Origin of the sequence: Cellulomonas endometrii (assembly GCF_949769265.1) — a bacterium.
GTDB classification, from domain to species: domain Bacteria; phylum Actinomycetota; class Actinomycetes; order Actinomycetales; family Cellulomonadaceae; genus Cellulomonas; species Cellulomonas endometrii.
In genome coordinates this window covers 1-13,973 of record NZ_CATKPC010000001.1, presented here as the reverse complement: position 1 = coordinate 13,973, position 13,973 = coordinate 1, and the positions used below count along the sequence as shown (strand labels likewise).

General features: G+C 73.9%; 11 protein-coding genes. 5 read left to right on the top strand and 6 right to left on the bottom strand.

Going from position 1 to position 13,973, the window contains the following annotated elements; translation table 11 throughout:
• Positions 1-12: 12 nt before the first annotated feature.
• Genes QNH85_RS00055 through QNH85_RS00040 form a run of 4 tightly spaced genes read right to left on the bottom strand, consistent with a single transcriptional unit; the run spans position 13 to position 4,809 of the window.
• Positions 13-1,716: a glycoside hydrolase family 13 protein gene (locus QNH85_RS00055; RefSeq protein ID WP_282943726.1), complete on the bottom strand. Its 1,704-nt coding sequence runs from the start codon at positions 1,714-1,716 to the stop codon at positions 13-15.
• A 53-nt stretch (positions 1,717-1,769) separates the two neighbouring features.
• Positions 1,770-2,678, bottom strand: a complete 909-nt coding sequence (locus QNH85_RS00050; RefSeq protein ID WP_282943725.1) for a carbohydrate ABC transporter permease — start codon at positions 2,676-2,678, stop codon at positions 1,770-1,772.
• Positions 2,678-3,538, bottom strand: coding sequence for a carbohydrate ABC transporter permease (locus QNH85_RS00045; RefSeq protein ID WP_282943724.1), 861 nt, complete (start codon positions 3,536-3,538; stop codon positions 2,678-2,680). Before QNH85_RS00045 ends, QNH85_RS00050 begins: the two co-directional genes overlap by 1 nt.
• Before the next feature lie 11 nt (positions 3,539-3,549).
• A complete protein-coding gene (locus QNH85_RS00040) occupies positions 3,550-4,809 on the bottom strand; it encodes an ABC transporter substrate-binding protein (protein WP_282943723.1) in 1,260 nt (419 codons plus the stop codon).
• A 60-nt stretch (positions 4,810-4,869) separates the two neighbouring features.
• Between QNH85_RS00040 and QNH85_RS00035 the strand changes: the two genes are divergently transcribed.
• From QNH85_RS00035 to QNH85_RS00015, 5 genes are all read left to right on the top strand, one after another.
• Positions 4,870-6,138, top strand: coding sequence for an ROK family protein (locus QNH85_RS00035; protein WP_282943722.1), 1,269 nt, complete (start codon positions 4,870-4,872; stop codon positions 6,136-6,138).
• A gap of 225 nt (positions 6,139-6,363) precedes the next feature.
• Positions 6,364-7,872: an MATE family efflux transporter gene (locus tag QNH85_RS00030; RefSeq protein WP_282943721.1), complete on the top strand. Its 1,509-nt coding sequence runs from the start codon at positions 6,364-6,366 to the stop codon at positions 7,870-7,872.
• Positions 7,873-7,883: 11 nt separating this feature from the next.
• The gene (locus QNH85_RS00025; RefSeq protein ID WP_282943720.1) at positions 7,884-8,633 is read left to right on the top strand and encodes an EI24 domain-containing protein; all 750 of its coding nucleotides are present in this window, start codon (positions 7,884-7,886) and stop codon (positions 8,631-8,633) included.
• A gap of 34 nt (positions 8,634-8,667) precedes the next feature.
• A complete protein-coding gene (locus tag QNH85_RS00020) occupies positions 8,668-9,579 on the top strand; it encodes an aminoglycoside phosphotransferase family protein (protein ID WP_282943719.1) in 912 nt (303 codons plus the stop codon).
• Positions 9,580-9,635: 56 nt separating this feature from the next.
• Positions 9,636-10,070, top strand: a complete 435-nt coding sequence (locus tag QNH85_RS00015; RefSeq protein ID WP_282943718.1) for a DUF1801 domain-containing protein — start codon at positions 9,636-9,638, stop codon at positions 10,068-10,070.
• Here the strand turns inward: QNH85_RS00015 and QNH85_RS00010 are convergent.
• Together QNH85_RS00010 and QNH85_RS00005 are read right to left on the bottom strand one after the other, a co-directional pair.
• Positions 10,060-10,626, bottom strand: coding sequence for a GNAT family N-acetyltransferase (locus QNH85_RS00010; protein ID WP_282943717.1), 567 nt, complete (start codon positions 10,624-10,626; stop codon positions 10,060-10,062). The genes QNH85_RS00015 and QNH85_RS00010 overlap by 11 nt on opposite strands.
• A gap of 104 nt (positions 10,627-10,730) precedes the next feature.
• Positions 10,731-13,571 (bottom strand): aconitate hydratase, encoded by a 2,841-nt coding sequence (locus QNH85_RS00005; protein WP_282943716.1) that lies wholly within the window; start codon positions 13,569-13,571, stop codon positions 10,731-10,733.
• Between the last annotated feature and the right edge of the window lie 402 nt (positions 13,572-13,973).

Here is a 13,973-nt window from a genome sequence, read left to right as displayed (position 1 = left end):
ACGGTCCGGGCCTCAGCGCACCGCGAGCCAGACCGCGGAGTCGCCGGCCAGCACGCCGTCGCGCAGGGTGCCGGTCTCGGACGCGACGAGCACCTCGCCGAGGACCGCGCCGGGCAGCGCGACGGGCGAGCCACCGGTGTTGAGCGCCACGCGCACGGCGCCGTCCCCCGCCTCGCCGACGAGCAGCCCCGCGTCGCGCACGAGCCAGCGCCAGGGCCCGGCGCCGAGCCGGTGCTTGGCCCGCAGCGCGAGCACGCGCCGGAACAGGTGCAGGGTGGACTCCTCGTCGCGCTCCTGCACGTCGGCCGCGTAGCCGGCCCAGCCCTCGGGCTGCGGGAGCCAGGTCCGCCCGCTCGGGCCGAACCCGAACCCGGGCGCGTCGGCGTGCCAGGGCAGCGGCACCCGGCAGCCGTCGCGGCCACGCTCGGCGCCCTGGGACCGGGCGAAGGTGGGGTCCTGCCGCAGCTCGTCGGGCAGGGTGGTGTGCTCCGGCAGCCCGAGCTCCTGGCCCTGGTAGACGTACAGCGACCCCGGCAGGGCGGCTGCGAGGAGGGTCATCGCCCGGGCCCGTCGCAGGCCGGCGGCCTCGTCGGGCTGCGGGTCGTCGACGCCGATGCCGTTGGGCCGGGTGCCCGGCTCCGACAGCCCCAGGCGGGCGGGCAGCCGGACGATGTCGTGGTTCTCGAGCGCCCACGTGGGCACGGACCCCACGGCCGCGGTCGACGCGATCGACTGGTCGACGGCGGCGGCGATCTCGTCGGCCCGCCACCGGGCGGAGATGAAGTTGAAGTTGAACGCCTGGTGGTACTCGTCGGGCCGCAGGTACAGGGCGTGCCGCGCCGGGTCGGACACCCACGCCTCGGCGACCATCGACCGGTCGCCGTCGTAGGAGTCGAGCAACGAGCGCCAGCCGCGGACGATCTCGTGCACGCCGTCCTGGTCCCACATGGGGCCCTGGTTGGAGGCTGGCCGGTCCTCCCCTGCGGCGTCCTCGGCGACGGAGCCGTCGAGCATCTTCTGCTCCGCGCCGAAGTCGGGCAGGCCGGTGGCCTTGACGAGCCCGTGCGCGACGTCGACGCGGAACCCGGCGACCCCCCGGTCGAGCCAGAACCGCAGGATGTCGAGGAACTCGTCGCGGACCTCCGGGTTCTCCCAGTTGAGGTCGGGCTGCGTCGGGTCGAACAGGTGCAGGTACCACTGCCCCGGCTGCCCGTCCGCCTCGGTGACGCGGGTCCAGGCGTCGCCGCCGAACACGGACTGCCAGTTGTTGGGCGGCAGCGAGCCACCGGGGCCCCGGCCGTCCCGGAACAGGTACCGGTCCCGCTCGGGCGAGCCCGGGCCAGCGGCCACCGCGGCCCGGAACCAGGCGTGCGCCGAGGAGGTGTGGTTGGGGACGATGTCGACCACGACGCGCACGCCGAGGTCCCGGGCCGTGGCGACGAGCGCGTCGAAGTCGGCGAGCGTGCCGAACAGCGGGTCGACGTCACGGTAGTCGGCGACGTCGTACCCCGCGTCGTTCTGCGGCGACGGGTAGAACGGCGAGAGCCACACGGCGTCGGCACCGAGCGACGCGATGTGCTCGAGCCGGCTGGTGATGCCGGGCAGGTCGCCGATGCCGTCGCCGTCCGCGTCGGCGAACGACCGCGGGTACACCTGGTACACCACGGCATCGCGCCACCAGGGCAGCGGGGCGGTGGACATGTCCTCGGTGGTCATCGGGCTCCTCGGGGCTCGGGGACGGACGGTGCGGGAGGGCGTGGCGGGTGCGGTCACTTGACGGACCCCCGGACGACGCCGCCGATGATCCACTTCTGGCCGATCACGTAGACCAGGATCATCGGGGCGAGCGCCATGAGGTACGAGGCGAACGCGAGGCTGTACTGGGTGTTGAACTGCCCCTGGAACGCGTACTGCACGAGCGGCAGCGTGTACTGCGAGCGGTCGGACAGCACGACCAGCGGCATCAGGAAGTCGTTCCACGCGCCCAGGGCCGACAGGATCACGACGGTCGCGTTGATCGGCATGAGCAGCGGGAACACGATGGTCCGGAACCGGCGCAGGGGCCCGGCGCCGTCGAGGGCCGCGGCCTCCTCCAGCTCGTACGGGATCGACCGCACGTAGCCGGTGTACAGCAGGGTGTTGAAGGGCAGGTTGTAGATCGCGTACAGCAGCACCAGCCCCCACAGGGAGTCCATCCCGAGCGCCGAGGTCTGCTTGACCAGAGGCAGCATGATGACCGGGAACGGGATGAACATCGCCGCGAGCAGGAAGTAGAACCCGAACCGGAAGAACCGGCGGTCCATGTTCCGGGCGAACACCCAGCCGACGAGCGCGTTCGTCACGAGGGTCAGGACGACGGCCCCTGCGGTGACGATCGCGGAGTTCCGCAGCGCGAGCGGGAAGTCCACCACGTCGACGGCGGTCGCGAAGTTGTCCCACCGCCAGTCGGTCGGCAGCGCCCACGGGCTCGCGCCGAGCTGCTCGGGAGACTTCAGCGCGGTGACCAGCGCGAGGTAGAACGGGATCAGCACGGTCAGCGAGCAGACGACGAGCACGGCGGTCAGCAGCCAGTTCGTGCGCCGCCGGCCGGGGTACAGCTCGGCCCGCCGCGTGCGGGGCGGCCGTCCGACGCCGGCGAGGGCGGCGCGGTCGGGCGCGGTGGGGGTCGCTGCGGTCATCACACACGCTCCCGGCTGCGCATGGTCCGCACCTGGAACAGGGAGACGAGCGCGATCACGATGAAGAAGACGATGGCGTTGGCGGACTGGTAGGCGAATTCCCCGCCGCTGAAGCCGGCCCCGAAGATCAGGACGGACATCGAGCGGGTGGCGTCGCCGGGCCCGCCGTTGGTCATGGCGACGATCTGGTCGAACACCATGAGGAAGCCCTTGACGGTCAGCAGGGTGTTGATGGTGACGAACGGCATGATGATCGGGAACGTCACCCGGCTGAACCGCCGCCAGCCCGTCGCGCCGTCCAGCGACGCGGCCTCGTAGACCTCGACGGGCACGGTCTGCAGACCCGCGAGGTAGATGATCGTGGTCACCGCGGTGGAGCCCCACACGGCGACGACGACGATGCCGAGCCACGCGAGGTCGGGGTTGCCGAGGATGCTCGTGGTGAGGGCATCGATCCCGAGCGACGACCCGAGCTGCGGGACGGCGGACGAGAAGATGAAGTTGAAGATGTAGCCGACGATCAGCAGCGACAGGATGTTCGGCACGAAGAACACGGCACGCAGGGTCCGCCGGAACGCGATCCGGCCGTTCAGCCCGACGGCGAGCGCCAGGGCGATCACGTTGGTGAGGACCGCGGAGACGATCGCGAACTGGAACGTGAACCGGTACGCCCGGCCGATCCGGGCGTCGGAGAACAGCAGCTCGTAGTTCTTCAGGCCCACCCACTCCCAGTCGCCGTAGCCCTTGTAGTTGGTGAGGCTGTAGAAGAAGCCCTGCAGGGCGGGCAGGGTGTGGAAGGCGAAGAACGCGAGCAGCGCGACGGCGCCGACCGTGTACGCGAACCGCCGGGACGTCGTCATGGACCCGCTCCTCACAGGGACTCCCGTTCGTAGGCCGCGTCCCACTCGGACTGCAGCGTCGTGCCGAGGCGGGCCGGGTCCCGGGAGTACAGGAACGTCTGCAGCGCGCCGCCGAGGTTCACCCCGGTGAGCAGCTCGTGCTCGGGGAAGTCGACGATCCGACCCTCGTCGAGGTAGGGCTTGAGCCCGGCGAGGAGCTCGTCGTCGGGGACGACGTCCTCGCGGGCGGAGAACACCGCGAGCCCCGCGGAGAGCGTCCGCTGCGCCTCGGGGGTGGTGAGGTACTCGATGAACCGGTCGGCCTCGGCCTGGTGCTCGGCGCCCTCGACGGTGGTGAGGATCTGGTCGAGCCCGGAGACCATCGTGGCGGGCTCGTCGGTACCCGCCCACTGGACGACCGTAGCGCCGAGCCGCACGTCGGGGTTCACGGCCCGGATGGCGGGGATCGCCCAGATGCCCTGGAGGTACATGAAGGCCTCCCCATTCGCCATCGCGGTGTTGCCGGCGTTGTAGTCGGTGCCGAAGGGGTCCGCGTTGGCGTAGTCGAGCAGCTCGACCATCTTGGTGGCGGCGTCCGTCGTGGCGTCGGTGAGCGCGGCGTCGCCGGCGCGCAGGTCGTCCCAGAACCCCTCGGGCAGGGTCTGCGGCGTGATGGTGTTCCACACCGCCTGCGCGGTCCACGCGTCCTTGTACGTGAAGGCGAAGGGCGTCCCGCCGGCGTCCTGGATGGCCCGGCTCACGGCGACGACCTCGTCCCACGTGCGCGGCACGGCGAGGCCCGCCTGCTCGAAGAGGTCCGCGTTGTAGAGCAGGACCTGGGCGTTGAGGGTGATCGGGACGCCGTTCACCTCCTCGCCGTTCTGGGCGAGGGTGCGCAGGGTGTCGACGGCGACGGGGTTGAGCCCGTCGAGCGCCGGGGAGCCGGCGTAGTCCCGGAACACGCCGGCCTGGGCCATCCCCCGGAAGTTCTGGTCGCCGTTGATCGCCACGACCTCCGGCGGGTCGTTCTTCACGAGGCGCGAGCGCAGCACCGACAGGGAGTCGGGCACGTTGTTCTGCGCGACGCGGATGCCGGGGTTGGCGGCCTCGAAGTCGGCGATGAGCTCGTCGTACAGCTCGATCGCCTCGGACTTGTTCTGGAAGAGCTCGATCGTCACGACGCCGTCGGCGGACGGGCCGGGCTCGGAGCAGGCAGGGAGGGCCGCGACGAGTGCCGCGACGGCGACGGCGCCCCAGCGGGTGCGTCGTCGGACCGGACGGTGGGTGGCCACACGAGCTCCTTCGCTCATTTATATGGACCATAAATCTATGGCGTCAACTAGTATCGGCGGATGCAGCAGCAGGGTCAAGACGAACCGGCGACCGCGCGCCGCCCGGAGCCGGGCGGGGGCACCGCCACCTCCCCCCAGGTGCTGCGACGGGCCAACGCCCACGTGATCCTGGAGCTGATGCGCGGACGGGCGCCCGGCGAGGCGGTGACGTCCAACGACCTCGTCGCCGCGACGTCGCTCACCCGCGCAACGGTGCTCGGCGTCTGCGACGACCTGGTGGAGCAGGGGTGGCTCGCGGAGGAGGGTCCGGACCCGGCGGGCGCGGGCTCGCGCGGCCGGCCCGCCCGGCGGTTCCGGTTCCGCTCGGAGGCCGGCTACGTCGTGGGGATCGACGTGGGATTCCGGCACGCCTCCTGCCTGGTCGCCGACCTGCACGGCCGGCCCGTCGCACGCCGCCGGGTGCGGTTCGGCGCGGCGAGCACCCGCTCGGACGCGCGCATCCGGCAGCTGCGCACCCTCGTGGACGAGACCCTGCTCGCAGCCGGCGTGCAGGACGAGGCGGTCCTGGCAGCCTGCTTCGGCGTGGCGGCCCCGGTCGACGGCCGCGGCGGCAGCCCCGCCGACGACGGGTTCTGGGAGACGGTGCGGATCGAGCCGGCCGAGATCCTCGCGGCGCACGCCGGCTGGGACTGCCTGATCGAGAACGACGCGAACCTCGCGGCGCTCGCCGAACGTCCCTCCGACGACCCCGAAGCGTGCTACGTCGTACTCCTCGCGGCCGAGCGGTTCGGCGCGGGCATCGTGGACGGCGGGCGGCTGCTGCACGGGCACCGCGGGGGTAGCGGGGAGATGCAGTACTTGACCCTTGTCGAGGGCGTCGGCTCACCCGACGCACTGGCCCTGCTCGCCCGGACCTGGGCCGCCGAGGCGCTGGCCGGCGGCGCGAGGTCCGTCCTCGCGGAGGCCCCCACCGACGACGGCGCCCCCTCCGCCGAGGCGGTGCTCGCTGCCGCCGAGGCCGGCGACCCGCTCGCCCTGGCGATCGCCGACCGGCTCGCGGACCGGCTGGCCCGCGTCGTGGCGACGCTGGCGAGCCTGGTGAACCCGGAGGTCGTGGTCCTCGGGGGCAGCGTCGCCCCGGCGCTAGGACCGGTGCTCCGCGACATCGACGCCCGGATCGCCGCGCACACGCTCGTGCCACCCCGCGTGTTCGCCTCGGAGCACGGCGGCGACATCGTCCTGGTGGGCGCCGTGCAGGCGGCGCTCGAGCACGTCGCGGGACGGGCGGTGGACCTTCGCCTGCCTCGTGCCACGACGTCGGGGGGCTAGCCAACCGACCTCGGAGGGCTAGCCACCGGCGGGCACGCGCGGACCCCGAAGAAAGCGCTGGTCGCGGTCGATCAAAACGATACGATCCACAGCGGTGGCCCCGGCACGCCCCGCCCGCCGCCCGCACCGCCTCCCTCGCACCGCCCCCCGCACCGCCCCCTCGCACCGCCCCGCACCGCCCCCGCTCCGCCCCCTGCCCCGCCTCTGTCCCGGAGTCCCCTCGTCATGGCCAAGGTCCTGACCGCCGGCAGCCCCTGGCGCGTCATCCTCGCGTTCGCCGTCCCCCTGCTGGTGGGCAACGTCGTCCAGCAGCTCTACCAGCTCGTCGACGCGATCGTCGTCGGCCGGCACCTCGGCGTGGACTCGCTCGCGGCGGTCGGCGCGACCGGCAGCCTGCTGTTCCTGCTGCTCGGGTTCGCGTGGGGCATGACGTCGGGGTTCGCGATCCCGACGGCGCAGGCGTTCGGCGCGCACGACGCCGCGGCGGTCCGCCGGTCGGTCGGTGCGGGCACGATCCTCACCGGCACGGCGAGCGTGCTGCTCACGGTCGCGGCGCCGCTGCTCGCGGGGCCCGCTCTGGAGCTGCTGCGCACCCCCGAGGAGCTGATGGCCGAGGCGACGACGTTCGCGCAGGTGAGCTTCCTCGGCACCGGCGCGCTGATGTTCTTCAACTACCTGTCGGCGATCATCCGGGCGATCGGCGACTCCCGTACGCCCCTGCTGTTCCTCACGCTGGCGTGCGCGCTCAACGTCGGGCTCGTCGTCCTGCTCGTCGGGCCGGCGGGCCTGGGGGTCGGTGGGGCGGCGCTGGCGACGGTGCTGTCGCAGGCGGTGTCCGTGCTGCTGTGCCTCCAGCTCGTCCGGCGCCGCATCCCGGTGCTGCACGTGCGCCGCGCGGACTGGCGGGGCGCACGTGCGGAGGTCGCGGAGCACCTGCGGCTGGGCCTGCCGATGGGCTTCCAGGCGTCGATCATCGCGATCGGCGCGCTGGCCGTGCAGGTGCGGCTGAACGAGCTCGGCTCCGACGCCGTCGCGGCGTACACGACGGCCTCGCGGGTGGACGGGCTGGCGGTGGCGCTGCTGCAGTCGCTGGGCCTGGCGGTGTCGATGTTCGTCGCGCAGAACCTGGGCGGCGGCCGTCCGGACCGCATCCGGCGGGGCGTCGTGCAGGCGTCGTGGATGGCGGTGGCGGGCTCGGTGGTGCTCGGCGCGCTGCTGATCGTCTCGGGCACGACCCTGGTCCGCCTGTTCGTCGGTGCGGGCGAGGACGAGGTGGTGGCGCTCGCGACGCAGTTCCTGCGCGTCAACGCCGCGCTGTACGTGCTGCTGGGCGTGCTGTTCGTCCTGCGCGGCGCGCTCCAGGGCCTGGGCCACACCGGGGTCCCGACGCTGACGGGGGTCGTGGAGCTGGTGATGCGCGTCGGCGCGGCGATCGTGCTGGGCGGGGCGTTCGGGTTCGTCGGGGTGGTGTGGGGCAACCCGCTCGCCTGGGCCGGGGCGGTCGTGCTGCTGGTGCCCGCGTACGTGCGGGCGCACCGGCACCTGGCCGGCCTGCCGGTGGCGCCGATGAGCCGGGTGGAGGCGACCCCGCCCCCGGTGCCGCTCGAGGGTCCGACGGACGGGTCGATGGTCGTCGACGCCGTGGTGCCGCAGCCCCGCGACGGCACGGACCGCACCGACGGCACCGCGCACACCGGCGGGCCTGGCGTCGCCCGGACGCCCTCCGCGCCCTAGGCTGCGGTCCCGTGCGCGAGGTCGTGGAGGGTGTCCGCCTGCTCGGACGCGGCTGGGGCTGGTGGCGCCGGCGTCCGGGGGCGATGGCGCGCGGGCTGATCCCGGCGGCGGTGGTCGGGGCGTTCGTGCTCGCCGCGCTGATCACGCTGGTGGTCAACCTGGACGTCGTCGGCGAGGGGCTCACCCCGTTCGCCGACGGCTGGTCGCCGGGCCTCGAGCGCGCCGCAGAGCTGGCGGCCCAGGGGGTGGTGCTCGCCGGCGCGCTGGTGCTCGTCGTCGTCACGTTCACCGCGCTGACGCTGGCGGTCGGCGAGCCGTTCTACGACCGCATCTGGCGCGCGGTGGAGCAGGACGTGACCGGGGCGGTGCCGCAGGAGCCGACCGGTTTCTGGCGGGGCGCCGCGGACGGGCTGGCGCTGCTGACGCGGGGCCTCGTGGCGGCCGCCCTCGCGGGCGCGCTCGGCCTCGTCCCGGTCGTCGGGGCGGCGCTCGGCTGGACGGCCGGCGTGGTGCTCACCGGGTGGCTGCTGGCGCACGAGCTGACATCCCGCGCCCTGCTGGCACGCGGCGTCGACCGGCGGGGGCGCAACGCGGTGCTGCGCGCCCACCGCGGGCGGACGCTCGGCTTCGGCGTCGCGACGCAGCTGTGCTTCCTGGTCCCGGGCGGTGCGGTCGCGACGATGCCGGCCGCCGTCGTGGGCGCGACGCTGCTGGCGCAGTCCGTGCTGCCGGCGCCGAGGGCGGCCACCACGCTCCGGTAGCGTGGCGGGTCCGTCCCGCGAAGGAGCCCGCGCCGTGCCCGTCAAGCCGCCCGCCGAGGTCGAGCTCACCGCGGGCCTGGTGCACGCGCTCCTCGCCGAGCAGCACCCCGACCTCGCGGGGCGGGAGGTGCGGCTGGTCGCGCAGGGCTGGGACAACGCCACGTTCCGGCTCGGCGACGGCCTCGCGGTGCGGCTCCCCCGTCGGGCGGTGGCCGCGCACCTCGTCGAGCACGAGCAGCAGTGGCTCCCCCTGCTCGCGCGGCTCTGCCCCGTGCCGGTCCCCGCGCCGGTCCGCGTCGGCGTGCCGAGCGCCACGTTCCCCTGGGCGTGGAGCGTCGTGCCGTGGTTCGCCGGGCGTCCCGCGGCCGACGAGCCCGTCGCGGACCGCACCGCCTGGGCACCGGCCCTGGCGTCGGCCCTCACGGCGCTGCACGTCCCCGCCCCGGCGGGCGCGCCCGTGAACCCGGTCCGCGGCGGCGCGCTCGCCGGCCGGCGAGCCGCGTTCACGGAGCGGCTCGCCGCCGGCCACCTCGACCAGCTGGTGCCCGACGCACGCTCCCGCGCCACCGCGCTGTGGCACGACGCCCTCGCCGCGCCGGCGTGGCCCGGCCCGGCGGTGTGGGCGCACGGCGACCCGCACCCCGCGAACCTCGTGACGCGCGGCGGCGCGCTGGTGGCGCTGCTGGACTTCGGTGACGTGACCGCCGGCGACCCCGCGTGCGACCTGGCCACCGCCTGGCTCACGTTCGACGCCGACGGGCGGGCCGCGTTCCGGGACCGCACGGACGCGCTCGCCGACGCGGGCGGAGGCGTTCCGGACCGCGGCCGCTGGCGCCGCGCGGCGGGCTGGGCGCTCGTGATGGCGTCGGCGATGGTGACGCACGGCGACGACGACCCGACGATCGCGGCGATCGGCGCCCACGCCGTGCGCGAGCTGCTCGGCTGACCCGCCCGGCGCCCTGCGTCGCGAGCCGTGCGACGGTCCGGGCGCATCATGGGCGCATGGCCGAGACCGCGAAGACCGCACCCACCGAGGCCGACGTCCACGCCTTCCTCGCCGAGGCGTCACCCGCCGCCCGCCGCCGGGACGCCGGGACCCTCCTGGCGCTCCTGGAGCGCGTCACGGGCGAGCAGCCCGTGATGTGGGGGCCGTCGATCGTCGGGTTCGGGCGGTACGCGTACCGGTACGGCAGCGGCCGGACCGGCGAGTGGCCGGCCGCCTCGTTCTCGCCGCGCAAGGCCGCCACGACAGTCTACCTGATGGACGGCGTCGAGGCGCACGCGGACGACCTGGCCGCGCTGGGCCCGCACACCGTCGGCAAGGGGTGCCTGTACCTCAAGGACCTCGAGCAGGTGGACCTCGCTGTGCTCGAGCGGGTGCTGGCCCGCAGCTGGCGGACGCTCACCGCCGAGCCGCCCGGCGGCGTCACCGCCTGAACGTCGGCCTCGGGTCCGTCGCCAGCACGCCCATGAGCACGGAGTCCGTCCACTCGCCGTCCCACAGCAGCGTGTCCCGCTGCCGCCCCTCGACCACGAACCCGGCCTTCTCGTAGGACCGCTGCGCCCGCGGGTTGAACGCGAACACGTCGAGGCTCACGCGGTGCAGCCCCACCGCGCCGAACGCGTGGTCGAGCACGGCCGTCATCGCCTCGGTGCCGTACCCGCGCCCGGGCATGCCGGCGGCCAGCGCGATGCGGACGTTCATCGCGGCGTCGTCGGGCTCCAGGTCGTTGAGGACGACCTCCCCGACGTAGCAGCCGTCGTCGGCGAGCGTGATCGCCCAGTCGCCGCGCTCGGGATCGGCCCCGACCCGCGCGAGGTGCGCGGCGACCTGCTCGCGGGTGAACGACGCGCGGGTGCCCGTGAGCCGCATCGACTCGGCGTCCTGGAGCGCCTCCCACGTGTCGTCCAGGTGCTCGGGCCCGAGCGGCACGAGGCGCAGCCGCGGGGTGACGAGCGTGGGCACGGGGGCGAGGGCGTCGGAGTGGATCACGGCCGCGAGGCTAGCGGCCGGTCCCACGCGGCCGCAGCGCATTTCGTCCGCGCACGACGGCGCCCCCACCACCGCGGGGGTGGTGGGGGCGCCGGGTCGGTGCGTCAGGCCGCGACGAGCGAGCGGAGCACGTACTGCAGGATGCCGCCGTTGCGGTAGTAGTCCGCCTCGCCGGGGGTGTCGATCCGGACCACGGCGTCGAACTCCACGGCGGAGCCGTCGGCCTTGGTCGCGGTGACGTGCACGGTGCGGGGGGTGGTGCCCGCGTTGAGCTCCGTGATGCCCGCGATGGCGAACGTCTCGGTCCCGTCCAGCCCGAGGGAGTCGGCCGACTCGCCGGCGGGGAACTGCAGCGGGAGCACGCCCATGCCGATGAGGTTCGACCGGTGGATCCGCTCGAACGACTCGGTGATGACGGCCTTGACGCCCAGGAGCGCCGTGCCCTTGGCCGCCCAGTCGCGGGACGAGCCGGAGCCGTACTCCTTGCCGCCGAGGATCACCAGCGGGACGCCGGCCTCCGCGTACGCCTGGGCGGCGTCGTAGATCGAGGTCTGCTCACCGGTCAGGTGGTTGACCGTGAAGCCGCCCTCGACGCCCGGCACCAGCTGGTTGCGCAGCCGGATGTTCGCGAACGTGCCGCGGATCATCACCTCGTGGTTGCCGCGGCGCGAGCCGTAGGAGTTGAAGTCCCGGCGCTCGACGCCGTGCTCCGCGAGGTAGGTCCCGGCCGGGCTGTCCGCCTTGATGGACCCCGCGGGGCTGATGTGGTCGGTCGTGACCGAGTCGCCGAGCTTGGCCAGCACGCGGGCGCCGGTGACGTCCGCGACCGGCGCCGGCTCGGCACCCATGCCCTCGAAGTACGGGGGCTTGCGCACGTACGTCGACTCCGGGTCCCAGGCGAACGTGTCGCCCTCGGGCGTCTGCAGGGACCGCCACCGGTCGTCGCCCGCGAAGACGTCGGCGTAGTCGGCCTCGAACATCTGGCGGTCGATCGACGCGTCGATGGTCGCCTGGACCTCCTCCGGCGTCGGCCAGATGTCGGTGAGGAACACCGGCTGCCCGGCGTCGTCGTGCCCGAGCGGCTCGTTCGCGAAGTCGAAGTCCACGGTCCCGGCGAGCGCGTACGCGATGACCAGCGGCGGCGACGCCAGGTAGTTCATCTTCACGTCGGGGTTGATGCGGCCCTCGAAGTTCCGGTTGCCGGACAGCACGGAGACGACCGACAGGTCGTGCTCGTTGACGACCGCCGAGACCTCCTCCGGCAGCGGGCCGGAGTTGCCGATGCACGTGGCGCAGCCGTAGCCGACCAGGTGGAAGCCCAGCTTCTCCAGGTACGGCCAGAGGCCCGCCTTCTCGTAGTAGTTCGTGACGACCTGCGACCCGGGGGCCATCGAGGTCTTGACCCACGGCTTGGCGGCCAGGCCGCGCTCGACGGCCTTGCGGGCGAGCAGGGCGGCGGCGAGCATCACCGACGGGTTCGACGTGTTGGTGCAGGACGTGATCGAGGCGATCACGACGGCGCCGTGGTCGAGCTCGGACTGCGTGCCGTCCGCCAGCGTGACCGGGACCCGCTTGTGCGGGCGGTGGCTGCTGTCGCCGCCGGGGACGTGCGCCGGGGCGTCGCTCGCGTCGGCGTGCTCGCCCGCGGCGATCGGGTCGGAGGCCGGGAACGTCTCGTCGACGGACTCGTCCAGGCCCGTGAAGCCGCGGGCGGCGCCGGTGAACGGCGCGGCCTCGTCGGCGTCGACGTAGTCGAGGATCGACGTCGCGAACGACTCCTTGGCCGCGGTCAGCTCGATGCGGTCCTGCGGGCGCTTCGGGCCGGCGATCGACGGGACGACGGTCGACAGGTCGAGCTCGAGGTACTCGGAGTACACCGCGTCGGCCGCGCCCGCCGCCGGGTCGAGCCACATGCCCTGCTCCTTGGCGTACGCCTCGACGAGGGCCAGCTGCTGCTCGGAGCGCCCGGTGAGCCGCAGGTAGTCGATCGTGACCTGGTCGATCGGGAAGATGGCGCAGGTCGAGCCGAACTCGGGGCTCATGTTGCCGATCGTGGCGCGGTTCGCGAGCGGGACCGCCGCGACGCCGTCGCCGTAGAACTCGACGAACTTGCCGACCACGCCGTGCTGGCGCAGCTGCTCGGTGATGGTCAGCACCACGTCGGTCGCGGTCACGCCGGGCGGGATGGAGCCGGTGAGCTTGAAGCCGACGACGCGCGGGATGAGCATCGAGACGGGCTGGCCGAGCATGGCGGCCTCGGCCTCGATGCCGCCGACACCCCAGCCGAGCACGCCGAGGCCGTTGACCATGGTGGTGTGCGAGTCGGTGCCGACGCAGGTGTCCGGGTACGCGCGGAGCGCGCCGTCGACCTCGCGGGTCATGACGCCCCGGGCCAGGTACTCGATGTTGACCTGGTGCACGATGCCGGTGCCCGGGGGGACGACCTTGAAGTCGTCGAACGCCGTCTGGCCCCACCGCAGGAACTGGTAGCGCTCGTGGTTGCGCTGGTACTCGAGCTCGACGTTGCGCTCGAAGGCGTCGCGGCGGCCGGCGACGTCGATCTGCACGGAGTGGTCGATGACCAGCTCGGCCGGGGCGAGCGGGTTGATCCGGGCCGGGTCGCCGCCGAGCTCCGCGACGGCCTCGCGCATGGTGGCCAGGTCGACGACGCAGGGCACGCCGGTGAAGTCCTGCATGATCACGCGGCCGGGCGTGAACTGGATCTCGGTGTCGGGCTCCGCCGCGGGGTCCCAGGCGGCGAGCGCGCGGACGTGGTCGGCGGTGATGTTCGCGCCGTCCTCGGTCCGCAGCAGGTTCTCCGCCAGCACCTTGAGGCTGTACGGCAGCTTCTCGGTCCCGGGGACGGCGTCCAGCCGGAAGATCTCGTAGGTCTCGTCGGCGACCTGCAGCCGGGACTTCGACCCGAAGCTGTCGACGCTGCTCACAGTGGGCTCCTTCGTTGGGCGAGTGCGGCCGCATGGGGGTCGGCCGGGGTGGGGCAAGTATCTTGACGTCAAGATACATCGTACCGCGTCGGGGCTCCGGCGGCGACGCGCGAGGAGGCGCGCGGCACCGTCGCGGGGTGCCGCCGGAGGGGCAGCGGGGGTGCGGCGGGCGGCGGCCCGCGCGCCCACCGCCCGTCCGGCCCCCCCGCGGCGCGGCGCCCCCCCCCCCCCCCCCCCCCCCCCCCGCCCCGCCGCCGCCGCCCGCGGCCCCCCCCCCCGCCTCGCCCGCGTCGCCTTCTCAGCCCCAGCCGCCGCAGCCCCGCGACGGCTGACAGACTGTCCCGGTGGACTCCAACAACCTGCTCGACCTGATCCTCGTCGCGGTGCCGGCCCTGGCCATCC

Coding starts and splice junctions, on each gene's coding strand:
- QNH85_RS00055 (WP_282943726.1), bottom strand. CDS start 1,716: ATGACCACCGAGGACATGTCCACCGCCCCGCTGCCCTGGTGGCGCGAT.
- QNH85_RS00050 (WP_282943725.1), bottom strand. CDS start 2,678: ATGACCGCAGCGACCCCCACCGCGCCCGACCGCGCCGCCCTCGCCGGC.
- QNH85_RS00045 (WP_282943724.1), bottom strand. CDS start 3,538: ATGACGACGTCCCGGCGGTTCGCGTACACGGTCGGCGCCGTCGCGCTG.
- QNH85_RS00035 (WP_282943722.1), top strand. CDS start 4,870: ATGCAGCAGCAGGGTCAAGACGAACCGGCGACCGCGCGCCGCCCGGAG.
- QNH85_RS00030 (WP_282943721.1), top strand. CDS start 6,364: ATGGCCAAGGTCCTGACCGCCGGCAGCCCCTGGCGCGTCATCCTCGCG.
- QNH85_RS00015 (WP_282943718.1), top strand. CDS start 9,636: ATGGCCGAGACCGCGAAGACCGCACCCACCGAGGCCGACGTCCACGCC.